Raw genomic sequence first — 22,598 nt, forward strand, 5'->3', positions numbered from 1 at the left:
CTATCCCACCAGGCCGGAGGCCCCGGCTTCGGTAGGGGATGTGACCATCTGCGGGTCCGGCTGGGCGCCATGGGGCTGGAGGCTTTGAATCTCCAGCACGTCCCGCGCGGGGCCGAGGAAGGCCCCCTGGCCCAGGCGCACCCCCATCTCCAGCAGGTCTTGGCGGGTCTCCTGGTCGCCCACGAACTCCGCCACCACCAGGGTGCCGAGCCCCTTGGCCAGCTTGACCACCGCCTCGATGATCAGGCGGTCGGCGGGATCGTTTTCCGTGCCCAGGCCGCGCACGTACTCCCCGGCAATCTTGAGCAGATCGACGGGCATGTGTTTGAGGTAGAAGAAGCTGCCGAAGGCCGCCCCGAAGTCGTCGAGGGCCAGCTGGCAGCCGAGTTTGCGGAGCACCCGGCCGAACTGGCGGGCCCGTTCCAGGTTGGCCATCGCCACCGACTCGGTGAGTTCGAAGATCAGCAGCTCGCGGGGGAAGGTGGCGTTTGCCAGATGGGCCTCCAGAAACTGGGCGAACCGCTCCCCCTGCAGGGATGCGCCACTGAGATTCACCGCCAGGGCTCTGGGGTGTTCGGGGTCCATCTCCTCCAACAGGGTGATGGCCCGTCCGGTGACCCACTCATCGATGTCAATGGCCATGCCGAAGCGTTCCGCCGTGTAGAGGAACACCGCCGGGGGGATCAGGATGCCGCCGGGCGCCCTCAGCCGGATCACCAGCTCGTAGAAGGCCACCGCATCGGTTTGCAGATCGATCACCGGTTTGGCATGGAGCGCGAAGCCGTCGTGGTCGAGGGCGTCCCGGATCCGCTCCGACCACAGCAACCGGGCCGTCACCTTCTCGTGCAGACCGCTGTCGGTGGTGAACACCTTCACGCAGCCCCGGCCAGACTCCTTGGCCTGATAGAGCGCCAGATCGGCGTTGATCAGCACGTCGTCGGCGCACTGGCCGTCGTCGCTCTGGAAACCCGCCACGCCGCAGCTGGCGGCCACGGTGATGCTCAGGCCGGCCCCCTCCACCACCACCGCAGCGATGGCTCGAAGCAACTGTTCGGCGTGGCTGTGGGCTTCGTCAAGGCTGGATTCCGGCAGCAACACGGCGAATTCATCCCCCCCCAGCCGGGCCACCAGATCGGTTTCGCGCGAGTTGCCGCTGAGGGCCGCGGCCACGGCGATGATCAGGGCATCGCCGGCGGCGTGTCCGTATTGGTCGTTGACGCCCTTGAAGTTGTCGAGGTCGAGCATCAGCACGGCGCCGCCGCCACCATGGCGACGGGCGTAGGCGAGCTGGCGGTCGACGTCGATCCGGAAGCGCCGCTGGTTGTAGAGCGAGGTGAGCGGGTCGTGGTCGGCGAAGTATTCGAGCTGGCCGACGAAATGCTTGCGTTCGGAGATGTCATGCACCTGCACCACCAGGGCCCCTTGGCGATCGCCCGTCAGCTCATGGCCCCGCGCCACCGTGATCAGTCCCCAGGTGCGATGACCATCGGCGTGCTCGAAGCGCTTCTCGAAGCTGCAGGTTTCCATCTCCCCGCGGCAGAGGCGGGCGATCAGGTCTTCGAAGAGGGCGACGTCGTCGCGGTGCACCAACTCGGCGAAGGAGAGGCCGCCCAACTCCTGCTTGGTGCGGCCGGTGAAGAAGGCCATGGCACCGTTCGCCGCCAGGATCCTGCCAAGGCCTCCGCGTTCCTGGCTGGGCGCCACAAAGGCCATCGGAATGCCCGCATCGGCAAAGGCGCTGTCGCCCAGTTCTTTGGGCATGGTGAAACCTGCTGCGGGTCCCCGATGGAATGGGCCCTTGGGTTCATCGTGACAGCAATTCAGCCGTTCAGACCATCTCGCTGGGCTGGACCCAGCGATCAAACTCTTCAGCGCTGATCTCGCCGAGCACCAGGGCGGCCTCCTTGAGGCTGAGCTGGTGGTTGTGGGCGTGTTTGGCAATGGCGCAGGCCCGGTCGTAGCCGATCGCCGGGGTGAGGGCCGTCACCAGCATCAGGCTCTGGTCCAGCAGGGTTTCGATGCGGCTCTCATTGGCCTGCAGCCCTTCGACGCAGTGCTCCCGGAAGCTGGTGCAGGCCCCGGCCAGCAGGGCGATGCTCTCCAGCACGTTGTGGGCGATCACCGGTTTGAACACGTTCAGCTCGAAGTTGCCCTGGCTGGCGGCCAGCTGCACCGCGGTGTTGTTGCCCATCACCTGCACGGCCACCATCGTCAGGCTCTCGGCCTGGGTGGGATTCACCTTGCCCGGCATGATCGAGCTGCCCGGTTCGTTTTCCGGGATCACCAGCTCGCCCAGGCCACAGCGGGGTCCGCTGGCCAGCCAGCGGATGTCGTTGGCGATTTTCATCAGGCTGCCGGCCAGCACGGTGAGGGCCCCATGGGCCGCGGCCAGGGGCTCGTGGCCCGCCAGGGCCTGGAATTTGTTGGGGGCGCTGGTGAAGGGCAGGCCCACGCGTTCGGCCAGGCGCGCCGCCACCGCCTCACCGAAGCCGGGGGGCGCATTCAGGCCGGTGCCCACCGCCGTGCCGCCGATGGCCAGCTGGTGCACCTGGGGCAGGGTTGCCCGGATGCTGTCGAGGGCCAGGTCGAGCTGGGCCCCATAGCCGCCGAATTCCTGGCCCAGGCTGAGGGGCACCGCATCCTGCAGGTGGGTGCGACCGATCTTGATGATCGTGGCGAAGGCTTCGGCCTTGGCCACCAGGGCCGCGCGCAGGGCCTCGACGGCCGGGATCAGGCTGCGTTCCAGCTCGATCGCCACGGCCACGTGGAGGGCGGCGGGGAAGGTGTCGTTGCTCGACTGGCTGAGGTTCACATGGTCGTTGGGGTGCACGGGGCTTTTGCTGCCCAGCACCCCGCCAGCGGCTTCGATCGCCCGGTTGGCGATCACCTCGTTGACGTTCATGTTCGTCTGGGTGCCGGAGCCCGTCTGCCACACCTTGAGCGGAAACTCGGCATCGAGCGTGCCGGCGGCCACCTCTTCTGAAGCGGCCACGATCAGGGCGGTGCGCTCGGGGCTGAGCTTGCCCTTGGCCTGGTTCACCTCAGCGCAGGCCGCCTTCAGTTGGCCGAAGGCGTGCACCACCGCCAGCGGCATGGCCTGGCCGAAGGGGAAGTAGTGGATGGAGCGCTGGGTCTGGGCCCCCCAGTAGTGCTGCTCGGGAACCTCGATCGGCCCCATGCTGTCGGTTTCGAGGCGGCCCATCAGCGGCTCACCACCTCCGAATTGAGCTCGTTGAAGCTCTCGGTGCTGCTGCGGGTGCCCCCTTCGGGCAGGGGGATGCCGGTGGCCTGGCTCACGGCGGCGTTGATCGCATCCACATCCACGGCACCCTGTTCATCGAAGATCACCCGCCCCTCGGCGTTGAACACCACCACCTGGGGCACCAGGCCGCGCCAGTAGTGGGCCGGATCGGTGGGGCCGCCATCGCCGCGGTTCTGCAGGGGGTCGGTGACCAGCGGGATCAGCTCGATGCTGTTGAGCCACACCCGTTGCAGCTCCGACACCACCGCCGAGAACTGTTTGCTGGCGGCGTCGTCGTCGAGGTAGTAGATCACCACGGCGGGCCGGTGGTCGGCCAGGGCCTGGGCCAGGCTGCTGCGCGGCGGCACCAGGGAGCCGTTGCCGGCGTAGAGGGCATAGATGTTGCCGTCGTAGCTGTTGCTCGTGAGCGAGGCCTGGGCCGCGGCGGCGGGCACCAGGCCCCAAAGGCCCACCGCCAGCAGCACCCCCAGGGCGGAGGTGAGCACGCCCTGGAGGAGGCTTGTGAGGCTGGTGGGCACTGACCCGATCCCGTTGCGATCTCCCCCGATCCGTCCCATCCCGAACTGCCCGCCAAGTGGAGCCATTGTGACGGGGCGTCAGCTGCGACCCAGGCTGCGGCCCATGCCCTGGGCGATGCCCCGGCCCACCAGGCCAATGGCCCGGCCCAGCACGCGGGTGAGCAGCACCACCACCAGATCCCCCAGGCCCCGCACCAGGGCCTGCACCTGGGGGGCCAGGGCATCGCGGGTTTCCAGGCTGAGGGTCACCAGTTGCTGCAGCCAGCCCAGCTGACGCAATTCGGCATCGCGGGGCTCGGTGAGCTCCTGGCAGCGGATGGCGCCATCGCGCAGGCAGTAGAGCCGGCGGCGGCTCTCGTAGAGGCTGATCGGCCGCTCCACCCAGCTGGTCCAGCGCTGTTGGGCATTGAGCTGGTTGCGCAGCCGTTCGAGGTTGCGGGTGGCCAGCAGATCGGGTTGGAGCAGATAACGGCGCAGCTCCGGCCAACTGCCGCAGCTGGCGAGCACTTCGGCGCTCACCAGTTCGGCGCTGCGCACCAGCCAGTTGCTGAGCAGCAGCTCGAGGTGCAGCACGGCCCGGGGCTCGTCGGCGGCCACCAACTGGCCTTCCACCAGCAGGGGCTGGGCCCGCACCAGGGCGGCCAGCATCGGCTGGGGATCGGGCAGTTCCGGGTCGCTGGCCCCCAGCTCGCTGCTGCGGATCAGGGTCTCGGCCACGGGCTGGAGTTGGCCCTCCCGGGGCAGTTGCACGTAGGGGTTCACCAGGCTGCGCAGGGCCTGCTGGCGGAGTTCCGGCTGCCAGGTGAGCCAGCGCTCCTGCAGCGGCTGATGGGGGAACTCCTCCGCCAGCAGGCGTTGGCGCAGGCTGTCCACCTGGCTCAGCAGGGCCCGCAGCAGGTCGCGGCGGCGCTCCGGGCTGAGGCCCTCCAGGGCCAGCAGCTGGCCGCTGCGGTTGGTCAGTCCGGCCTCGGCCCCGGCCTCCAACCGTTGGCGAATGGCCCGCCAGATGCCGTCGGCGCTGCGCTGCTGCAGGGTGATCGCCAGCACCGGTTCCCCATCCTTCGGACCGGCGGAGCTGCCGGCTGCTGGGGGGCGCGGCGTCTCGACCACCGGGCCCCAGGCCAGGCTCATCGGCCCCCACAGCAGCACCAGCAGCTGCCGGGCCGCCGCCAGCTCCCGCAGGCGGCCCTGCAGCACGAGCAGGTGCACCAGGTTGGTGGGTGGCGGCGTGAGCAGCCGTTGGATCGCCTGGCTGTCGGCGTCGATCTGCTGCAGGCCACTGATCAGCAGCCACTGGCCCAGCCCCAGGGTGGCCGTGGGATTGGGGGCCGCCTCTGGGGCTGACCCGGAGGCCACCGCCAGCACCCGGCCACCGGCGAGCAGGGTGGCGATGGCCTCAAGCAGCTCCTGGGGCGTCGGGGCCTCCAGCACCCCCGCGGCGGGCAGCTGCAGCAGGGCCCCATGGGCCAGGCCATGGCCGGATGGCAGCAGCACCAGCAGGGGCGCGGGCTGCCAGCGCTCCTGGAGCAGCTGAAGCTCCTGGGCCAGGCCCTCCAGCGAGGCCGCCCCGCCGCCCGCACGGCTCACCTGCCAGAGCACCAGTTGGGGCAGGCCGTTCAGCTCCTCGGGGGATTGGGCCACCGTGTAGCGATCAGCCTGGGCGATGAGCAGGCGGGTGAGCCCATCGCGCAGCAGTGGTTCGGCAAACAGCAGCAGCTGCGAACTCACGGGTGGGGCTGAGGAATGGGCCAACGTTAACGAGCCCGATTCGGTTTCTCCAGTGGCGTCCTGACCCCAGCTCAGCCGGCGCGCCGCCGACCGGTGAGGTGCAGGGTGTAGCTCTCGATGGCGAAGCCGGTGTGGCGCTCAATCTGGTCGAGCAGGTCGCGGGGCAGCTCCACATCCAGGTCCTGGATCGCGCCTGACTCGGCGCAGGTGAGGTGGCTGTGCGGATCGCTGCGGTAGCCGTAGAGGCGCCCACTGGCCCGATCCAGGCACTCGATCACCCCAGCCGATTGGAGAGCCTCGAGGTTCTGATACACCGAGGTGTGGCCGATGTTGCGCCCCAGGTTGTTCAGCTTTTCAAAAATGTCGCGGGCGCTCAGGTGGCTTTTCTCCGCCCAGAGCAGGTCCAGCACCATGCGGCGCTGGCGGCTGAGCCGCATGCCCAGCTCCCGGCAGCGCTGGTAGACGTCGTCCACGTTGCCGGAGGCCACCTTGCTGGAGGCCACGTTGCTGGAGTGCCCGTGGCTGGCCGGGGTGGAAAGGGCGTCGGCGAGCACGCGACACACCTCAAATCGTGATCAATCTGTTATAGGCCAACCCGCAACCGATCCGCTTACGGTGTGGGCAGGGCCCCACGGGTCTCCAGCTCCATCAAGCGGCCGAGGCCCGTTACCGGGGCGTGCAGGCCCAGGTGGTTCAGGGCCTGCCAGTAGGTGGCGGTGTTGACCGCGATCACTGGTTTGCCCAGTTCCTGCTCCAGCTCCTCCACCAGGGAGGTGGCCACCAGGTTGGTGCCCACCTGGAGCAGCCCATCCACGCCGCTGTGGTTCACGGCCCGGAAGGCCTCCCGGATCCGTTCGGCGCTGATCCGCGCTGAAAATACCTTGCCCTTTTGGGCGCTGGCCAGGCATTCCATGGCCCCCACCTCAAATCCCTCGGCCTGGAAGTGGCTGAGCACGGCGGCATTCGCCTGCTCGGGAAAGGGATTGACAATGCCCAGCCGACGGCAGTTCAGGGCCCGCAGCGCCGCACTGACGGCGGCGGTGGCGGTGGTGACGGCCAGGCCGCTGGCCGCCTCCAGGGTGGCGCTGAGCTGCTGGGCCACGCCGGCCGCCCCCGGCATGTATTCGGGGGAGTAGCCGAGCACCAGGTGGTCGGGCTCGCAGGCCAGCATCATGGCGATGGCCGGCTCCATCAGCTCCAGCAGCCGCTCCGGGTTGGCCGGCAATTCCGGAAACGGAAAGCGGAAGGTGTGGTTGGTCACCCCCGGGGGCTGGAGGGAGGCCAGGTCGGGTTCCACCATCGTGTTGGTGGCGGGCACCAGCACCGCCAGCACGGCCCGCGTGCCCAGGGCATCGGTCATGGCGGGCCGGGTCGGGAGGGTGGATCAGGCCATCATCGACGCGCCGGCCGGATCCTGCAGCCGGCCCTCATCAATGGCCTGCAGGGCCTCGGCCAGGTCGACGCGGCCGTCGTAGAGGGCGCGGCCCACGATCACCCCCTCCACCCCGAGGGGGGCCAGGGCCAGCAGGGAGAGCAGGTGCTCCAGGGTGCCGATGCCACCGGAGGCGATCACCGGCACGGCACTGGCCTCGGCCATCGCCCGCAGGGCCTCCAGGTTGGGCCCCGCCAGGGTGCCGTCGGTGGCGATGTCGGTGCTGATGATGGCGGCGATGCCGCTGGCGGAGAAGCGCCGGGCCAGTTCGGTGGCCTCGGTGCTGCTCTCTTCGATCCAGCCGCGGGTGGCCACCTTGCCGTTCTTGGCGTCGATGCCCACCACGATTCGGCCGGGATGGCGGGCGGCCAGCGTGTCCACCAGCTCGGGCTGCTCCAGGGCCACGGTGCCGAGGATCACCCGATCCAGTCCGCAGGCCAGCAGCTCCTCGGCCCGCTCGGCGCTGCGCACGCCTCCGCCGAGTTGCACGGGGATGGTGAGGGCGGCGGTGATCGCCTTGATCGCAGCGTCGTTGGCCGGCTCGCCGCTGCGGGCGCCGTCGAGATCCACCAGGTGCAGCCGCCGGGCCCCCTGCTGCTGCCAGCTGAGCGCCTGGGCCACGGGGTCGTCGCTGAAGCGGGTCACCTGGTCGTAGTCGCCCTGGTGCAGCCGCACGCAGTGGCCGTCGAGCAGATCAATGGCGGGGATCACCTGCATGGAGGGGGCCGGGGGCAAGGGCTGCCAGCCAGGCTGCCAGAGCTGGCGATTGCGCAGGTCGCGCAACGGCACCACCAGGCGGTAGTCGGGCGCCAGCACGGCCTGGAGTTCCGCCGCCCGGTCAGCCCCCCGGCCCCGCTCCCCCAGCAGGGCGAAGTGGCGGTAGCCCTGGGTTTGGCCCAGCAGCGCGGGCTGGGCGGTGTACGCAGGGCTCAGGCGCATGGCGGCAGCGTCGCGGGCCGTTGGATTGTGGGCCCCGTGGAGCCCCTTGGGGCCCCCAAGGCTCCGGTGTGACTCAACATTTCGGCCTGGGCTGGGGCCCTGGACCGCCGCCAGATTGGGGGTCAGCTTGCGTGGCCTTGGGATGGTGTTGAGTCTGATCCGCCTGCTCGGCCGCGGTGCCGGGGCTGTGCTGGTGAGCGGTTTGATGGGTGCCCAGGCGCTGCCGGCCGGGGCGGCCCCGGCGAAACCAGCGCTCCGCGTGGTGATGGTTCCCAAGGTGAGCCACCCCTGGTTTGAGGCGGTGCGCCAGGGGGCCCTGGAGGCCGGGCGGATGATCACCGCGGAGACGGGCCGGGCGGTGCGCGTCGACTACCAGCCTCCGGCCGAGGCCACCATTGAGCAGCAACAGCAGGTGCTCCGCCGGGCCATCGCCTCCAAACCGGACGGGATCTTCATCGATTTGCTCGACGCCTCCCGGTTGACGCCCCTGCTGCGGCAGGCCCGGGCGGCGGGGATCCGCTTGGCGGTGTTCGACTCCGAGGCACCAGCGGATCTGGCCATCACCAGCGTGGGCAACGACTACTGCAAACAGGCCACCTTGGCTTCCGAGCGGCTGGTGACCCTGCTGGGCGGCCGCGGCCAGGTGGCGATCATGCAGGGGGTGCCGACGGCGCCGAATCATGCGATCCGGTTCCGCTGTCACCAGGAGGTGTTCCGCCGCTACCCGGCCATCCAGGTGGTGGCCACCCCCAGTGATCAGGACTCCATCGCCACCGCTGAACGGGAGGCCCTGGCCACGATGCAGGCCCACCCCGCGCTGCGGGGCTGGGTGGCCAGCGACGCCAGCGGGCCGATCGGCATCGGGCGTGCCATCCGCAGCCTGGGGGCCCAGGGGCGGGTGCAGGCCGTTGGCCTCGACGACCTGCCCGAACTGGTGGCCCTGATCCGCGAGGGGGTGGTGCAATCCAGTGTGGCCACCAAGCCCAAGGCCCAGGGCTACTGGGCCGTGCTGGCCCTGTGGCAACAGCAGCTGGGAGCCCCGGTGATTGAACGGATCGACACGGGGATCACGCTGGTGGAGTGAACGCGGCTGCTGGCCGGGGGCTTGAATGGCGCCCAGTTTCGTGGCCCGGTGGGCAGCAGCATGGACATCCTGGTGATGGGCGGCACCCGCTTCGTGGGCAAACCGCTGGTGGCGCAGCTGCTGGCAGAGGGCCATCGCCTCACCCTGTTCACCCGGGGCAACAAGCCCGCCCCGGCCGGCGTGGAGCACCTGGTGGGCGACCGCAGCACTCCCGAAGGTCTGCAGCAGCTTGAGGGCCGCAGCTTCGATGTGATCGTCGACAGTTCCGGCCGCACCCTGGAGGATTCCCGCGCCGTGGTGGAGCGCACCGGCGCCCCCCGCCATCGCTTTGTGTATGTGAGCTCGGCCGGGGTGTACGCCGACAGCGAGCTGTGGCCCCTGGATGAAGACAGCCCCACCGATCCCAACAGCCGCCACGCCGGCAAGGCGGAAACGGAGGCCTGGCTGCGTCAGCAGGGCATTCCCTTCACCAGCTTCCGGCCCACCTACATCGTGGGCCCGGGCAATTACAACCCGGTGGAGAGCTGGTTCTTTGACCGGATCGTTCACGGTCGGCCCGTGCCCCTGCCGGGTGACGGCAGCACCATCACCCAGCTGGGCCATGTGGGCGACCTGGCCGCCGCCATGGCCCGCTGCATCGAGGTGGATGCGGCCGCCAATCGCATCTACAACTGCACCGGCCGCCAGGGCATCACCTTCCGCGGCCTGGTGCACGCCGCCGCCCGGGCGGCTGGTGTGGATTCGGCGGCGGTGGAGATCCGCAGCTTCGACCCGGCCGGGCTCGACAAGAAGGCCCGCAAGGCCTTCCCGCTGCGGTTGGCCCACTTCCTCACCGACATCACCCGGGTGCGGCGCGAGCTGGCCTGGGAGCCCGAATTCGACCTGGACGCCACCCTGGCCGACAGCTACGCCAACGACTACGCCAAGCGGATGCCGACGACGCCAGATTTCAGTGCCGATGCGGCGTTGATCGGCTGAGGCTGCCGGGCCTGGCTCAGCCCCGGCGCAGGTAGCCCCAGGCCGAGCTGAGGGCCAGCAGCAGGGATGGCCAGAACAGCCAGAAGCCTGCGCTGTGGAATGCCGCCGCCAGTCCGAGACCCCAGCCGTTGGGCCACAGCAGCAGCAGCAGGGCCAGGAACTGCAGGATGGTTTTCGCCTTGCCACCGAGGGACGCCGGACCGCCGCCGGTGGCGGCGCTGCGCCAGCCGGAGATCAGCAGTTCCCGGGCCAGCAGCAGCCAGATCGCCCACAGCGGCAGCAGGCCCTCAGCACCAATCCAGAGCAGGGGGGCGGCGATCAGGATCTTGTCGGTGAGGGGATCGAGCCGGGCCCCCCATTCGGAGCCGCCGCCGGCGCGACGGGCCAGCACGCCGTCGGCCCAGTCGCTCAGACCACCCAGCAGCAGCAGGCTCCAGGCCAGGGCCAGCTGGCCGCACGCCAGGGCCAGGATTAGGGGCAGGCCCAGCACGGCCCGGCCCACCGTGAGCCCATCGGCCAGTTGGCGCCACCTCTGCGGCCCGATCGCCTGCCTCGCCATGGTGCGTGCCCTGCTCGGCCCCAGAATGGCTCCAGTCTTGAGTTCGCGCCCGTGGTGCAACAGCTGGTTTCTGCCGTGATGTCGGCTCCGGTGCTAAGCGTGACGGCGGCCAGCCCCCTGCAGGAGGCCGTGAAGCTGATGAGCGACCACCACATCAGTGGCTTGCCGGTGCTGGATCAGGCGGGGGTGCTGGTGGGTGAACTCACCGAGCAGGACCTGATGGTGCGGGAGAGCGGTTTTCAGCCGGGCCCCTACGTGATGCTGCTCGATGCGGTGATCTACCTGCGCAACCCGCTCAACTGGGATAAGGAGGTGCATCAGGTGCTCGGCAGCACGGTGGCCGAGGTGATGAACACCAAGGTGCACACCTGCAGCGCCGGCCTGCCCCTGCCGGCGGCGGCTGGCCTGTTGCACGAGCGCAGCACCCAGCGTCTGTTCGTGCTGGATGACGCCAAGCGCCCCGTGGGGGTGCTCACCCGTGGCGATGTGGTGCGGGCCCTGGCGGCTGAGGGCTGAACCCCGGCATCGCTGATCAGGGCAGCGGCAGGGGCAGGGGCGGTGGCGCTCCGGGCAGGGGCAGGGGGCCCACCGCCGAATCCATCGCCTTATCCACCGGGGCTTCCGCCGGCTCGGCGGGCTCCAGTTCGGCGGCACCCGGGCCCATCGGATCGAAACCCGAGGGTTGCCGTGTCGCGGCGCCCTCCTCCGGCAGCATCTCCCCTTCCGGCAGCACCAGGGGCTGGGGTAGGTCGGATGGCAGGCCCAGGGTCTCCAGCTCCACGCCCGTGATTGCTGGGCTGGCGGCGGCCTGTTCCTGGCGAGTGCGCAGGGCCAGGGGGTCGGCACTGATCGGCGGCTCCCGTAGGGGGGCCTTGGCGCTGGCCCGCAGGGGATCCTTCGGCCCCCGCGGGGCCCAGATCAGCTGGGCGATCGGTTCCACGCCCTGCTCCATCAGCCGGTTGAAGCCGGCCAGGGCCCGATCCACCAGTTGGCCGCCCAGGGTCTGGCCACATTGGAAGGGGTTGCCGCAGCCCTCCGCCGCCGTGCGTCCCGCCAGGCCGGCCAGCAGCGAGCCCTGGAGGGGGGTGGGGCGCCGGCTCAGCCGCAGCAGGTAGGGCACGTGCACGAAGCTGGTGGCACCGCCGCTGATCCAATTGGCGTCGGCGGCGCTGAAGCCCTTTTCGCCGGGAATGATGAAGCGGCTCTTGGAGGCGTGGTCGGGCAGGTAGGCGGCCCGTAAGCCCCGCTGGCGTGCCAGGGAGCGAGTCTGCTCCAGGGTGAGGCCATCGCGGCTCATCAGCACCTCCAGCCGGCCGTCGGGGCGCAGGCCGATCACCATGCGAATCCGGGGCAGGAAGTAGCGGATCTGCTGGCCCATCGAGATGCTGTAGGCCCCCCGATAGGCGGCCGGGGGCCGTTCCAGGTCGTTGTAGACGCTGTGCAGCCCGCCGATGAAGCTGTCGTACTGGCGTGCCCGATCGGCCGTCAGCTCGCCGTAACCGAAGTCGACCCCACCGTCGCGGCGGATGCCCACAAAGGCCCGCTGGCGGGCGGCGGTGCGGTTGCGGCCGCGCCAGATCCGATCGCCAAGCTTGATGTCACCCAGGGGCACGGTGATTTCCCGTCCCCCCGCATCGACGTGGCGCTCATACATGGGCCCTGAAAAGAAGGCCAGGGCCTGGCGGTCGGCGTAGGCCTCCTGCTCCCGATCCCAGCCTTCGAACAGGTCGATCTGCACGGCTCGGGGATCGAAGTCGAGGGCATAGACCCTGTCGTCAGGGAGGTAGCGAAAGGGCTGGCCGTCGGCGCGGGTGAGCAGGGGCGCCCCTGCTCGGGGGCCAGAACCGGGCAGGGGCGGGGCAATGGCCACCAGGAAGGTGAGCACGCTCGCCGGCAGGGCCACCGTGAGCATCCGTTTGCGCCGCCAGAGCGGCCGTTTGGGTCGGGGGGTCAGGCGGCCCGGTCGCGGCTGGGTGGTGCTTGCGTCCAATCCACGACGGCGCCGTCCGCCACCAGCCAGATCCGATCACGTTGGGAGCAGGGATGGCCTCCCGTCAAGCGCCCGAAGGCCGGCAGGGCCAGCCGTTCGCTCCGTGCGCAGTAGCTGAAGCAGGGCAGCCGCAGGCGATCGGCACCCCCGCCCACCACCGCCACCGGATGGAGGTGGCCGCAGAGGTTCAGCAGGCCGTCCCGGGGGTCGGGCGCGTGGCTGAGCCACCAGGGCCCCACCGCCTGGGAGGGCTCCTGGGGCAGGCCCTCGATCCAGCTGCCCAGCTCGTGGTTGCCGCCGATCAGGCGCAGGGGGCAGCCCAGCAGCTCCGGTAGGGCCGCGAGTTTGGCGCGCAGCTCGCCGGTGAGCCCCAGCCGGCTGTGGATCAGGTCGCCCAGCACCAGCACCTGCTGGGGCCGCCAGCGGTGGGCCAGGGCCAGCAGGTCGTTGAGGGTGGCGCCATCGCCGTCGCTGGGCAGGGGAATGCCATGGGCCTGGAAGGTTTCGGCCTTGCCCAAGTGCAGATCGGCCACCAGCAGCAGGCGTCGCTGGGGATCCCATAGACCCTTGGCGCCGAGCAGCTCCAGCGGCTCGCCCCGCCAGTGGAAGCTGATCTGCTCAGCGGCCATCGAGCCCCATGCCGCGTCGGTAGGCCGGGCGGGTCTGGGTGGCAGCAATGGTGGCCTGCACGTTGGGCCAGGGGCTGAGGTCGATCTGGGGAAAGAAGATCGGCAGGTAGGCCAGATAGGCGTTCACTGCGCAGTCGGCCACCGTCCAGCTTGGGGTGCCCCAGGGGCCCGCCAGCAGGGAGCGCCCCCCTTCCAGCAGGCCATCGAGCACCCCCATCAGCCTGGGGAATTCCCGTTCCCGATTGGCTGGCACAAACAGGGCCACCGCCAGGGTGGCATTGGCAAACAGGATCCACTGGGTGGCCAGGGCCCGTTGGGCGGCCACCTCCGCTGGGGTGCCCTGGAAGTCGTGGCCGTGGTGATCGGCGAGATGCAGCAGGATCGCGCCGCTTTCAAACAGCTGCAGGGGCTCCCCGCCTGGCGCCCTCAGGCTGTCGTCCACCAGGGCGGGCACCTTGGCAAAGGGGTTGATCGCCGTGAAGGGGGGCTGCTGGTGCTCGCCAGCCTCCATGTCGAGCTGGATCCAGTCGTAGGCCAGCCCCTTCTCCTCCAGATACCAGCGGGGCATGGAGGCGCGGCTGCGGGCGCCGCCGTACAGCGTCAGGCCCATGGAGGTCTGTGGTGATGGGAGGTTTGTCAGTCTCGCTGGCCGCTGTGGGTTGGTCCAGTTACGGGTTTGCTGAACCGGCGTCACGTCGTCTGAACACACTTCTGATCCACCAGAGCTGAAGAGCGCCAACGACCAGGGCGACCAGACCCAAGTGGAGGTATCCAGAGTTCAGTTGCTCCATCACACCGCCTGCTGGTCCTTCTCCCAGATTCGCTCGAGCATCTGCCGCATCCGCTCCGTTCTGGAGGGGATCCCCAGGACGCGCTTGCGGAACAGGGAGGTCAGGCGCCAGAACTTGACCCCTGCCGCAAGGGCAAAGACCAGCCAGGGCACCAGCATCCAGAGGGGGTTGGGCATCACGCTGCTTTCCATGGGCTCCAGAGCAACGGCCCACTCCCCATCGTATGCAGAAACCGCATTGGCGTCTGCAATTCTTGATCTTAAGGCCGCTGAAATTCATTCTCCCGTTATGGTCAAAATTAATGGGACCCGTCTTTGCGATGGTTCACCCGGATACACTTGCCTTGTTTGACCACGTCCAGTGGTTGAGGACTGGCCAGCGCGCGTCTGAAAAATTGCAGCGACACCAGTCGACGATTAGTCGTGCTGCCACCAGATGTGAGCAGGTTTTTGATGTAAAATTGGTTAAGGAGTCGGCTGAGTGGATTGTGTCTGGTAACTCCGAACTGCTTGATGCAGAGCGCAGGGTGCACCAACGCTGGCGATGGCAAAAGGGTCACCCCCTACGGTTTGATTGCCAGCACTGGGTTCGCGATTTTTATTCCTCTCTGGTCCTTGGGGATTGGACCACGGGAAATATGAACTATCTAGAGTATGGGCGCCCGCGCTACCTGCTTCGATCCTCCATTATTGATGCCTGGCTGTGCTCCTTGCCTGATGCCCCTGATGATGCCGACCTGCATACTTTTGAATTGTGCTCAATGCCAACCCTGTTGGTGGCAAAGCAAAACCATCCCCTCTTTTTGCTCGGAGACTCGTTAACGATTGATGATGCAGTGCGGTTTCCGGTGCTTCCGTTGCCGGCTCAGGCATTTCCAGTGTTTCAGGATATTTTTTATGGCATGGGCTTTTCCCATAGCCGTGCATTACTCAGCCATGGGTTGTTGGGGGATGCCATGGACGCGGGGTTGCCCGTTGAGGATCTTTATTTGGGTGTTGCCTCACCGCTGACTCTTGGCACTTATGAGTCAGATTGGAAGCCGCTTCCTCTGGTGATTCCCATTGCCGTCGGCGATGCCTTGGTTGTGCGCTCTGACTATGCAACCCATCCCAGAACCAGGGATTTGGTCTCAAGACTCCTCTTCCACCTTGAGCTGAAGGCAGGCGGTGTCAAAGATGTTCGCATTGTCAGCATGCAGCCTTCGTTGTTCACGGCCCATGTTCCCTGATTTGTAGGTTCGATCTCCTTGTCTATGGTCCCATGGGCAAGCTGTGGCGGCGCTGCCAGCGGCGGCGTTCCAGCTGGGAGCTGGGTTGGTTGCCATCGGCTGAGCGGCCGCGTAGCAGAAAGGCTTCAATGGAACCGTGGCCTTTGAGGGCCACGTTGCCGCGGATGTCGCAGCGGAACCGCGGTGGTAGCAGTCGTCTGGTTTCCACCGAGATCTGAATTTCGCCAGGGATGCCGGTTGACTCCATCCGACTGGCCACGTTGACGCTGTCACCCCAGAGGTCGTAGGCGTATTTGCGATGGCCGATCACCCCGGCCACCACCGGTCCGGTATGGATGCCGATGCGGATGTCCATCGTCACGCCCTCCTCTTGCACCACCTTGTTGTGGGTGGCGAGCATGTCGAGGGCGAGGTCGGCAATCCGTTCGGCATGGTCTTCCGTGGCGAGGGGCACCCCGGCCGCCGCCATGTAGGAATCGCCAATGGTTTTGATTTTCTCGACGCCCCGCTGATCACAGAGTTCATCAAAGCAGCGGAAGATATGGTCGATCAGGGACACCACCCTGTGGGCATCCATGTGGCTGGCAATCTCCGTGAAGCCCACCATGTCGCTGAACAGGATGGTGGCGGAGGGGTGGTAGTCGTAAATCGTTCCCTCCTCACCTTTGATGCGCTCGACGATCACATCGGGCAGCATGTTGTGGAGCAGGGCTTCGGCCTTGGCCTTTTCATCCTTGAGGGCGTCAAACAGTTCATCGCGGCTGAGTTCGGTGAAGATCGCGCCGATCTGCTGCACCTGGTTGTCGGTGGGCGTCTGCCAGAGCTTGATGGGAATGATGTAGTCATGCCGATTGGCGCGGTTCTGACTGCTCACCCCGATGGAGTCGCGCACGATCACCTGCTGGAGATGGGGCGGCAGGGGGTAATCCACCCCATCGGCGATGAGGCGCACCAGCAGTTGGGCGGTTTGGGCTGCGGACGCTTCGGGGGCTTGCAGGTAGAGCTCGATCGCCGCCTCCGCCTGCCAGTGCAGAAACCAGCGCAGGGCATCGGAAATCAAGGCTAGGCAGGGAATGAGCTGGGTTTCCCGGGCCTCCAGCATCCCCAGGATGCGCAGCATCTTGTGGCGGGTCTCCTCCAGGGAGGCGTCCCGCTGCATGTCCACCCGACCAAGCGCAATTAGTGTTGACATCGCATCACCAGCACACTGGCGTCGTCACTGCGCGAGGCCTGGCTCATCAGCAGATCGGCGAGGGCCGCCAGCGGCAGGAGGGGGTCGGTGTGTTGTCGAAGCTGGCGCACCTGGGATTCCCGCAGGCCGTCGGAACATTGCACCACGGTGTCGGTGTCGTGCAGGGGAAAGTGCTGCACCATCGGCGTTGGGAATCGATCGCCCAGTTGGCCATCCCGGCTCACGCCGGTCCATCCCCGGGGCTTGAACTGCAGGATGCGCGTGTTGCCGATGCCGCTGAACCACAGGTCCCGCCGCTGCCCATCCACCAGGGAGAGTCCGATGGCCGCGCCGCGGCTGCCACAGGCCCGCTCGTGGGCGGTGCGCAACAGGTCGGTCAACCACTCCTCTGCCGGACACGCGGGTGCAAGGGGTGGGCCCGACCCAGATCCCGCAGCACTGGTCAGGGTCGTAAAGCGCTGCTGCAACGCTTCCACCACGGCACAGGCCACCGCATGGGCGTCGGGTCCATGGCCGCAGCCATCCACCACACCCAGCAACCACAGGTCCCCCTGCTGGAGGGCCAGCACCTGGTCGCCGCTGACACGCTCCGGATAGCAGGCCCGGATCCGTTGTTCGAGTTTCAGCTGGCAGGGCGCGTGGACCACCGAGGTTTCGGGGAGGGGCTCTGGATTGGGTTCGAGCCGGGGCCCAGCTGAGGGGAGAATCGTGGTGCGTCGGCTGCCTGTCTGGGGGGGCTCCTGCCGCACCCAGCGCAGGGCGCGCACCTCGGTGCCTTCGCCAGGGCCGGTGATGATGCCCAGCTCATCGGTCATCCGCTTCACCGCCGGCAGCCCGAGCCCGAGGGTGTTGCCGGTGGTGTAGTGCTCCTGCAGGGCCCGGTCCAGGTCGGGAATGCCGGGGCCCTGGTCGGCGGCCTCCACCAGGATGCCAACGCGATGGCCATCTTCCACCTGGCTGACCCGGATGCTGCCCTGCTGGCCGTACTTGAGGATGTTGGTGCCCAGTTCGGCGATCACCGTGCCCAGGGCGGTCCGGTCGAGGGCACTGAGGCCGGGGTAGTAATCCTCCCGCTGCAGCGACACTGCTGCGATCTGCACGTCGGAACGCCGCTGGATTCGGTACTGGCGGGTGTTGACGTTATCCATCGCATGCCTCCAGGGCGCTCGCCATGTCGACCCGGAAGATGAGGTCGTCGATGGTGATCGGCATCTGGCAGAGATAGGCGGCGATGCCCGGGCGGATCCCCATCAGCACCGTGGGCACACCGAGCACCTCATTGGTCTGCACCAGGTGGCGCAGCACCTGGAACTCGGCCAGGTCCAGCAGGGTGACGGTGCTGAGGTTGAGGATCACCCCCCGGATGCTGTCTTCCGTCACCCGCTGAGTTACATCGGCCACGATCCGGTTCAGCACCGCATCGGAGAGTTCGCCTGGCAGCGACACCACCAGCAGGCCATCCACCGCCGCCATGGAGGTTCGGATATCGATGGCGGGGCTGGCCATGATTGCCCCCTCTATCGATAGGTGCGTTGCCGGTGCAAGGTGGGTTGCTGGGAGCGGAAGGGCATCCGTCCCCGCTGGAGATCCAGCACGCCCATTTCGGCCAGGCAGGTGGAGAAGGCATCCTTCAAGGTGGCGGTCGTGCGCAGCTCGCTGATGTCCACGCCCAGTTCCACAATGGTGTGGGCAATGGAAGAGGACACCCCGGAGACCAGGGTTTCGCAGCCCATGATTCGGGTGGCCTTGGTGATCTTGATCAGTTGATTGGCCACGGCGGTGTCCACCGTGGGCACTCCGCTGATGTCGAGAATGAACATCTTGGAGCCGGTCTGACTGATGCGGTCGAGGGTCTTGCGCATCACGTCGTCGGTGCGGGTGGAATCCACGATTCCCACCAGCGGGAGGAGCAGGATTTCATCCCAGATCGGGGTCACTGGGGTTGACATCTCCTGCAGGGTGCGATCCAGCTCTAGGCGCACCCGCTCGGCTTCCCGGGACTCCTCCAGGGCCGATTCCAGTTGGGCCGATTTCGCTCCCATCAGTGCCGCGGCCTGGTTGAACTGGGCGGTGATGTCGTAGGCGAACTTCACCACCCGCACCAACGTGCCGCTGGCATCAACAATGGGGTTGTAGGACGCCTCCAACCACACTGGCTCACCGGATTTGGTGATCCGTTGGAATTGTCCCCGCTGGCTCTCGCCGCGGGAGAGGGCTGTCCAAAACTGTTTGTAGGCCGGGGAGGACGCCTCCTCCTTGGTGACGAACAGGCGATGGTGCTGGCCACTGATCTCCTCTTCGCCGTAACCCAACACCTGCAGCATGATGGGGTTGGCCCGCAGGATGGTGCCATCGGGAGCAAATTCGATCACCGCCATTGAGCGCTCAATGGCCGCAATGGTGCTGGCATCGATGGCACTTCTGTTCTTGGTTTCGGTGATGTCGGTGGCCAGCCCGATCACGCTCTCGGGCTTGCCGTTGCTGGTCAACACCGGGCTGAAGCTGGTCTGGAGCCACACCTCCTGGCCGTCCTTGTTGCGGTGCAGGAACTCGCCCCCTTGGGAGTTTCCCTTGGCGAGGCTGGCCCACAGCTGTTTCCATTTCGCAGAGCGCGTTTCCTCCGGATCGAGGACCAGGCTGTAGGGCTGGCCGATCACGTCGGCTTCGCTGGAGCCGATCAACGCCAGAAAGTTGGCGTTGGCACTTAACACCGTGCCCTGGAGATCAAATTCGGCCACGGCGTTGGAGCGATCGAGAGCTGTCCAGAGCGCCAGGGCCCGGCCGTTGTCGATCGTGGTCGGTGATTTGGGTGTTGGGGTTTTGGTTGTGGATGTCTTCGCTGTGGATGTCTTGCTTGTGGATGTCTTGGCTGTCGATCGCTTGCCTGTCGTTGTCACGCGCCCATCGTCCGGAATCTGACTGTGTTCTGGAACCGCAGGCGACGCTTCAGGCAAACCGCTTGGTTCTCTTAAGGCTCAGGGGGTGCGGCAGAGGCGGCGCAGATCGGCGCTGCGATACAGGCTGTGCGTATCACCGGGCTGGGCTTCGGCGAACCGTTGGTTTTTGGTGAGGCCATTGCCGGCACCCAGGCGGTTGGCGAGGGTGGCCTTCTCCGCCCCGTGGGCCCCTTGCCAGCGGGCGCAGAGCTCCAGGTTTCCCGGCGGAAGGGCTGCTCCGGGCCGGGCCAGGGCAAGTCCAAACCCCAGTGCAAGGAACGCCAGCTTGGCGGCGGGGCTCATCGCAGCGATTCCGAGCGCTGCCAGCGGGGGTGGCGCGGACCGCACCAGTGGCCATCGGCAATCCGGGGCGCGTGGCGCACCTGGGTTGGCCGTCCCAGGTAAACCCAGGCGTCCTGTCCGTCCCTCAGGCGCAGCCAGTGGCGCTCGAACAGGCGCGGGGTGCCTTCGAGGCGATCCAACTGGCTCAGGCTGGCCTGGGGGATCCGGTAGAGCTCCCCCTGCAGCGCCGGCCACCCCGGGGAGGAGGGTTCCCCGGCATGGCGAACGGCCATCGGGAAAGGCCCCAGGTCGAACAGCTGCACCCCCTCGAGTTGGCCCTCGCCCACCCTGGTGGCCCCCGCCAGCCAGTGGTGGTTGGGCTGGCCCCGCTTGAGGCTGCCGTAGACAAACACCGTGGTTGTGCCTTGGCCGGTGATAATCGTTGTTGATGCTTCCGTTTCAGCCATGACCATTGCCCTGCTCATCGCCCTGGCTGGCTCCCTGGTGCTGATGGCGGTGATCGTCAAGCGGCTCGAGCAGGCCTGAGGCAGGCTCCGGCATGGTTTGGTTGCCGTTGCAGAGCTGTACGGCGTTGCCTTTGTCGCGCTTTGCGGCATACATGGCGTTGTCGGCAGCGGTCAACAGCTCGGCGCTGCTGTTGCCATGCTCGGGGTACCGGGCGATGCCCACGCTGGCCGAGATGGCGATGGCTGGATCGAGCGTGTTGTAGGCAGCCCGGCTGGCCTCCACCAGTTTCCATCCCATCTTGAGCAGCTCGTCGGTGCTGCCCGCTTCCGGCACCAGCACCACGAATTCATCGCCGCCCTGGCGGCAGAGCAGGTCGCCGTCGCGGATCACCTGGCGAAACCGCTGCGCCACGATCTGCAGCACCTGATCCCCCACGTGGTGGCCGAAGCGGTCGTTGACGGGCTTGAAGCCATCGAGATCGAGGTAGATCAGGGCCACCCCATGGCCATGGCGTTTGGCCAGGGCCAGCTGGCGCTCCAGCTGCTCCATGAGCATGGCGCGGTTGGCCAGGCCCGTGAGGGTGTCGTGCTGGGCCATGAAGCGCACCGCCTCCTCGGCCTGATGGCGCTCAGTCACGTCCTGCAGCATGCCCACGTAGTAGCGGGGTTGGAGATTTTCATCCCGCACCGTGGTGATGCTGAGGTGATGGCGACGGACCTCACCACTGCGCAGCCGATTCCAGATGTCGCCTTCCCAGAAGCCCTTCTGCAGCAGTCCATCCCACATCGCCTTGTAGAAGGCAGCGTCGTGGCGGCCGGATTTGAGCAGGTTGGTGCGCTGCCCTTTGATTTCTGAAATCCGGTAGCCGGTGAGCTGGCTGAAGGAACTGTTGGCCTGCACGATGCGGCCCTCAGGATTGCTCACCACGATGGCCTGGCCGCTCTCTTCAAACACGGTCGAGGCCAGGGCCCGTTCCCGGCCTGCCTTTTCGCTGACGGCCAGGGCCTCCTTGGTGGCCAGATGGTTGCTGACCAGAATTCGGGTGACTAGGGCGGCGATGGCGCTGCCACTGACGCCGAGCAGGAGGTTGAGCCAGAACGCCGGACTGATTCCGTTTGGCCCCACAAGCTGGGGTGAGAGCTGTACCCCCACAAGCCAGGTGCGGCCGGCGATGTTGAGGCGCTCGTAGGACGGGTGCCGCACCTCATTCCGGCGCACGAGGTTCTTGTCATCGAAGAGGAGGTTTGGGGTGAGGGGCTGGTCGCCGTCGAACACCAGCACTCCGGTGCCATCCAGATCGGCGTTGTCCACCGTGTCCAAGGCACTCTTCACCAGATCCTTGAGGCGCAGGGGTGAATAGGTCCATCCCACCAGATGGCGCTTGTTGGCTTGCGTTGCCGCTCCCTTTTCGGCATACACCGGGAGATAGATCAAGGCTCCGCGCTGCAGGTCTTCGTCGGTTTCCTGAACCAGACGCACCTTGCCGCTCAGGGCAGCGCGGCCTGATTCCGCTGCCCGCTGCATCGCTTCACGACGGATCGGCTCGGAGTACATGTCGAATCCAAAAGCTCTCTGGTTGCGCCAATCAAAGGGCTCGAGAAACTCAATGGCGCCGTAACCCTGGCGTGGGCCTGGAGGGCGCACGGAAAAGGCTGGGAACCCTTCGGATCGAATTCTGCGTTCAAAGCGGGTCAGTTCCGTGGCTGGAATCCAGCGGGCAAAACCAATTCCCTGGACCCCTTTCAATTCCCGCGTGTTGAGAATGACGGTTTCGTAAAAGGTGTTGAACTCATCGCGGTTGACTTCATTGGAGGCATTGAACAGGCCTGCCAGGGCGCCGAGAACTGAAATATCGATCTCCAGCTTGTTCTGAATGGCGTCTGTTACAGCCTCGAGAAGATTGCTTTCGATGCGGAGGTGCTCTTGGGCGCCGAAGCGGCGTGTCTGTTCGCTAATGGCTGCCGTGATCAGCAGTCCGCCTACCAAAACGATCCAGGGCAGCGCTGTGATTTTGGCGATCTTTTTCCAAGTCTTTCTGCAGGCATTGAGCCAGGATCTTCGTCGGTTGACGAGGTGTCGACGATCGGAAAGAAATTCATTTGTTGTTTGCCAATTCTGTTCGGCCTGGTCGATTTTTTTCTGAAGTTCTTCCAGTGAGATGCGGGTGCTGATGTCGCGGAAGACAAACAGGAAAGGATTCGGCTCTTCGGTGGGGATCGGCCGCCACTCCACTTCGAGGGCGCGGATCGGATCCCGGCTCAGGATTGCGGTGATGCGTCCGGTTTTGGTGATCCCGCCGCGGGTTTGCTCGATGGTGAGGATCGGTGCCCCAACGATGTCCAGCGGAAGAAGACTGTGCAGATCGTGTCCAAGGCTGGCCAGTCTCGCTCTGCCCACCAGGGCATCGAAGGGGGCGTTGCACCACTGCACCTCCCCAGCCTCATTGACCAGGACGAGCCCTTCGTCGATCTCGCCGAGGGCCGTGTCCAGGCGACCCATGGTGCGGCGCAATTCCGCGACCAAGGTGCCCGTGTCCATCAGAGCCATGGTGAGGAGGGCTGGTGGGTCACCTTCGGGAGTGT

General features: G+C 66.9%; 23 protein-coding genes and 1 pseudogene. 4 read left to right on the forward strand and 20 right to left on the reverse strand.

All coding sequences use genetic code 11. From position 1 onward, the window contains the following. The 8 genes and pseudogenes from H6G16_RS05910 to H6G16_RS13065 form a co-directional block, all read right to left on the reverse strand. A complete protein-coding gene (locus H6G16_RS05910) occupies window positions 1-1,761 on the reverse strand; it encodes an EAL domain-containing protein (protein WP_190389383.1) in 1,761 nt (586 codons plus the stop codon). A 67-nt stretch (window positions 1,762-1,828) separates the two neighbouring features. Next, a complete protein-coding gene (fumC, locus tag H6G16_RS05915; protein WP_190389384.1) occupies window positions 1,829-3,202 on the reverse strand; it encodes a class II fumarate hydratase in 1,374 nt (457 codons plus the stop codon). Further along, window positions 3,202-3,780 (reverse strand): thylakoid membrane photosystem I accumulation factor, encoded by a 579-nt coding sequence (locus tag H6G16_RS05920; RefSeq protein ID WP_347238808.1) that lies wholly within the window; start codon window positions 3,778-3,780, stop codon window positions 3,202-3,204. The genes fumC and H6G16_RS05920 overlap by 1 nt, the downstream gene beginning before the upstream one ends. A gap of 78 nt (window positions 3,781-3,858) precedes the next feature. Next, window positions 3,859-5,508, reverse strand: a complete 1,650-nt coding sequence (locus H6G16_RS05925) for a DUF3685 domain-containing protein (RefSeq protein ID WP_190389386.1) — start codon at window positions 5,506-5,508, stop codon at window positions 3,859-3,861. Between the two features lie 71 nt (window positions 5,509-5,579). Further along, a complete protein-coding gene (locus tag H6G16_RS05930; RefSeq protein WP_190389736.1) occupies window positions 5,580-5,945 on the reverse strand; it encodes a transcriptional repressor in 366 nt (121 codons plus the stop codon). Between the two features lie 173 nt (window positions 5,946-6,118). After that, window positions 6,119-6,868 (reverse strand): hypothetical protein, encoded by a 750-nt coding sequence (locus tag H6G16_RS05935; RefSeq protein WP_190389387.1) that lies wholly within the window; start codon window positions 6,866-6,868, stop codon window positions 6,119-6,121. A 24-nt stretch (window positions 6,869-6,892) separates the two neighbouring features. Next, window positions 6,893-7,657, reverse strand: coding sequence for a 1-(5-phosphoribosyl)-5-[(5-phosphoribosylamino)methylideneamino]imidazole-4-carboxamide isomerase (gene hisA, locus H6G16_RS05940; RefSeq protein ID WP_242036260.1), 765 nt, complete (start codon window positions 7,655-7,657; stop codon window positions 6,893-6,895). Window positions 7,658-7,690: 33 nt separating this feature from the next. Then, window positions 7,691-7,879, reverse strand: a pseudogene (locus H6G16_RS13065) (TIGR02450 family Trp-rich protein); the annotation flags it as partial. A gap of 142 nt (window positions 7,880-8,021) precedes the next feature. On the opposite strand from H6G16_RS13065, the gene H6G16_RS05945 reads away from it, so the two are divergent. Together H6G16_RS05945 and H6G16_RS05950 are read left to right on the forward strand one after the other, a co-directional pair. After that, a complete protein-coding gene (locus tag H6G16_RS05945) occupies window positions 8,022-8,963 on the forward strand; it encodes a substrate-binding domain-containing protein (protein ID WP_190389389.1) in 942 nt (313 codons plus the stop codon). 60 nt (window positions 8,964-9,023) lie between these two features. Next, entirely contained in the window at window positions 9,024-9,941 is a 918-nt protein-coding gene (locus tag H6G16_RS05950; RefSeq protein ID WP_190389737.1) for an NAD-dependent epimerase/dehydratase family protein, read from the forward strand. A gap of 16 nt (window positions 9,942-9,957) precedes the next feature. On the opposite strand, the gene H6G16_RS05955 is transcribed toward H6G16_RS05950, so the two are convergent. Then, on the reverse strand, window positions 9,958-10,500 hold the full coding sequence (locus H6G16_RS05955; RefSeq protein ID WP_190389390.1) for a CDP-alcohol phosphatidyltransferase family protein: 543 nt from the start codon (window positions 10,498-10,500) through the stop codon (window positions 9,958-9,960). Between the two features lie 78 nt (window positions 10,501-10,578). On the opposite strand from H6G16_RS05955, the gene H6G16_RS05960 reads away from it, so the two are divergent. Then, window positions 10,579-11,016: a CBS domain-containing protein gene (locus H6G16_RS05960; RefSeq protein WP_190389738.1), complete on the forward strand. Its 438-nt coding sequence runs from the start codon at window positions 10,579-10,581 to the stop codon at window positions 11,014-11,016. A gap of 16 nt (window positions 11,017-11,032) precedes the next feature. Here the strand turns inward: H6G16_RS05960 and H6G16_RS05965 are convergent, their stop codons facing one another. The 4 genes from H6G16_RS05965 to H6G16_RS05980 all read right to left on the reverse strand — a co-directional run bounded on the left by H6G16_RS05965 (window position 11,033) and on the right by H6G16_RS05980 (window position 14,101). Then, complete coding sequence (locus tag H6G16_RS05965; RefSeq protein ID WP_242036261.1) at window positions 11,033-12,412, reverse strand: hypothetical protein; 1,380 nt, start codon at window positions 12,410-12,412, stop codon at window positions 11,033-11,035. Between the two features lie 38 nt (window positions 12,413-12,450). Next, window positions 12,451-13,119: a ligase-associated DNA damage response endonuclease PdeM gene (gene pdeM, locus H6G16_RS05970; RefSeq protein WP_190389391.1), complete on the reverse strand. Its 669-nt coding sequence runs from the start codon at window positions 13,117-13,119 to the stop codon at window positions 12,451-12,453. Next, entirely contained in the window at window positions 13,109-13,729 is a 621-nt protein-coding gene (locus H6G16_RS05975) for a glutathione S-transferase family protein (RefSeq protein ID WP_190389392.1), read from the reverse strand. Before H6G16_RS05975 ends, pdeM begins: the two co-directional genes overlap by 11 nt. Window positions 13,730-13,909: 180 nt before the next feature. Then, window positions 13,910-14,101: a hypothetical protein gene (locus H6G16_RS05980; protein ID WP_190389801.1), complete on the reverse strand. Its 192-nt coding sequence runs from the start codon at window positions 14,099-14,101 to the stop codon at window positions 13,910-13,912. Window positions 14,102-14,133: 32 nt separating this feature from the next. On the opposite strand from H6G16_RS05980, the gene H6G16_RS05985 reads away from it, so the two are divergent. After that, window positions 14,134-15,138, forward strand: coding sequence for a hypothetical protein (locus H6G16_RS05985; RefSeq protein WP_190389393.1), 1,005 nt, complete (start codon window positions 14,134-14,136; stop codon window positions 15,136-15,138). 22 nt (window positions 15,139-15,160) lie between these two features. Here H6G16_RS05985 and H6G16_RS05990 read toward each other — a convergent pair whose 3' ends face one another. The 7 genes from H6G16_RS05990 to H6G16_RS06020 form a co-directional block, all read right to left on the reverse strand. Beyond that, complete coding sequence (locus tag H6G16_RS05990; protein ID WP_190389394.1) at window positions 15,161-16,330, reverse strand: adenylate/guanylate cyclase domain-containing protein; 1,170 nt, start codon at window positions 16,328-16,330, stop codon at window positions 15,161-15,163. After that, entirely contained in the window at window positions 16,318-17,478 is a 1,161-nt protein-coding gene (locus H6G16_RS05995; protein WP_190389395.1) for an ATP-binding SpoIIE family protein phosphatase, read from the reverse strand. The genes H6G16_RS05990 and H6G16_RS05995 overlap by 13 nt, the downstream gene beginning before the upstream one ends. Then, window positions 17,471-17,836, reverse strand: a complete 366-nt coding sequence (locus H6G16_RS06000; RefSeq protein WP_190389396.1) for an STAS domain-containing protein — start codon at window positions 17,834-17,836, stop codon at window positions 17,471-17,473. The genes H6G16_RS05995 and H6G16_RS06000 overlap by 8 nt, the downstream gene beginning before the upstream one ends. 11 nt (window positions 17,837-17,847) lie before the next feature. Next, the gene (locus H6G16_RS06005; RefSeq protein WP_347238809.1) at window positions 17,848-19,227 is read right to left on the reverse strand and encodes a PAS domain S-box protein; all 1,380 of its coding nucleotides are present in this window, start codon (window positions 19,225-19,227) and stop codon (window positions 17,848-17,850) included. Window positions 19,228-19,305: 78 nt separating this feature from the next. After that, window positions 19,306-19,569 (reverse strand): hypothetical protein, encoded by a 264-nt coding sequence (locus H6G16_RS06010; RefSeq protein ID WP_190389398.1) that lies wholly within the window; start codon window positions 19,567-19,569, stop codon window positions 19,306-19,308. Further along, complete coding sequence (locus tag H6G16_RS06015; RefSeq protein ID WP_190389399.1) at window positions 19,566-20,015, reverse strand: gamma-glutamylcyclotransferase family protein; 450 nt, start codon at window positions 20,013-20,015, stop codon at window positions 19,566-19,568. The genes H6G16_RS06010 and H6G16_RS06015 overlap by 4 nt, the downstream gene beginning before the upstream one ends. Further along, window positions 20,008-22,554 (reverse strand): CHASE domain-containing protein, encoded by a 2,547-nt coding sequence (locus H6G16_RS06020; protein ID WP_190389400.1) that lies wholly within the window; start codon window positions 22,552-22,554, stop codon window positions 20,008-20,010. Before H6G16_RS06020 ends, H6G16_RS06015 begins: the two co-directional genes overlap by 8 nt. Between the last annotated feature and the right edge of the window lie 44 nt (window positions 22,555-22,598).

It is taken from the genome of Cyanobium sp. FACHB-13342, from assembly GCF_014697415.1.
Taxonomy (GTDB): Bacteria; Cyanobacteriota; Cyanobacteriia; order PCC-6307; family Cyanobiaceae; genus Cyanobium_A.

Coding starts and splice junctions, on each gene's coding strand:
- H6G16_RS05910 (WP_190389383.1), bottom strand. CDS start 1,761: ATGCCCAAAGAACTGGGCGACAGCGCCTTTGCCGATGCGGGCATTCCG.
- fumC (WP_190389384.1), bottom strand. CDS start 3,202: ATGGGCCGCCTCGAAACCGACAGCATGGGGCCGATCGAGGTTCCCGAG.
- H6G16_RS05930 (WP_190389736.1), bottom strand. CDS start 5,945: ATGCGGCTCAGCCGCCAGCGCCGCATGGTGCTGGACCTGCTCTGGGCG.
- H6G16_RS05935 (WP_190389387.1), bottom strand. CDS start 6,868: ATGACCGATGCCCTGGGCACGCGGGCCGTGCTGGCGGTGCTGGTGCCC.
- hisA (WP_242036260.1), bottom strand. CDS start 7,657: ATGCAGGTGATCCCCGCCATTGATCTGCTCGACGGCCACTGCGTGCGG.
- H6G16_RS05945 (WP_190389389.1), top strand. CDS start 8,022: ATGGTGTTGAGTCTGATCCGCCTGCTCGGCCGCGGTGCCGGGGCTGTG.
- H6G16_RS05950 (WP_190389737.1), top strand. CDS start 9,024: ATGGACATCCTGGTGATGGGCGGCACCCGCTTCGTGGGCAAACCGCTG.
- H6G16_RS05955 (WP_190389390.1), bottom strand. CDS start 10,500: ATGGCGAGGCAGGCGATCGGGCCGCAGAGGTGGCGCCAACTGGCCGAT.
- H6G16_RS05960 (WP_190389738.1), top strand. CDS start 10,579: ATGTCGGCTCCGGTGCTAAGCGTGACGGCGGCCAGCCCCCTGCAGGAG.
- H6G16_RS05965 (WP_242036261.1), bottom strand. CDS start 12,412: ATGCTCACGGTGGCCCTGCCGGCGAGCGTGCTCACCTTCCTGGTGGCC.
- pdeM (WP_190389391.1), bottom strand. CDS start 13,119: ATGGCCGCTGAGCAGATCAGCTTCCACTGGCGGGGCGAGCCGCTGGAG.
- H6G16_RS05975 (WP_190389392.1), bottom strand. CDS start 13,729: ATGGGCCTGACGCTGTACGGCGGCGCCCGCAGCCGCGCCTCCATGCCC.
- H6G16_RS05980 (WP_190389801.1), bottom strand. CDS start 14,101: ATGGAAAGCAGCGTGATGCCCAACCCCCTCTGGATGCTGGTGCCCTGG.
- H6G16_RS05985 (WP_190389393.1), top strand. CDS start 14,134: ATGCAGAAACCGCATTGGCGTCTGCAATTCTTGATCTTAAGGCCGCTG.
- H6G16_RS05990 (WP_190389394.1), bottom strand. CDS start 16,330: ATGTCAACACTAATTGCGCTTGGTCGGGTGGACATGCAGCGGGACGCC.
- H6G16_RS05995 (WP_190389395.1), bottom strand. CDS start 17,478: ATGGATAACGTCAACACCCGCCAGTACCGAATCCAGCGGCGTTCCGAC.
- H6G16_RS06000 (WP_190389396.1), bottom strand. CDS start 17,836: ATGGCCAGCCCCGCCATCGATATCCGAACCTCCATGGCGGCGGTGGAT.
- H6G16_RS06010 (WP_190389398.1), bottom strand. CDS start 19,569: ATGAGCCCCGCCGCCAAGCTGGCGTTCCTTGCACTGGGGTTTGGACTT.
- H6G16_RS06015 (WP_190389399.1), bottom strand. CDS start 20,015: ATGGCTGAAACGGAAGCATCAACAACGATTATCACCGGCCAAGGCACA.
- H6G16_RS06020 (WP_190389400.1), bottom strand. CDS start 22,554: ATGGACACGGGCACCTTGGTCGCGGAATTGCGCCGCACCATGGGTCGC.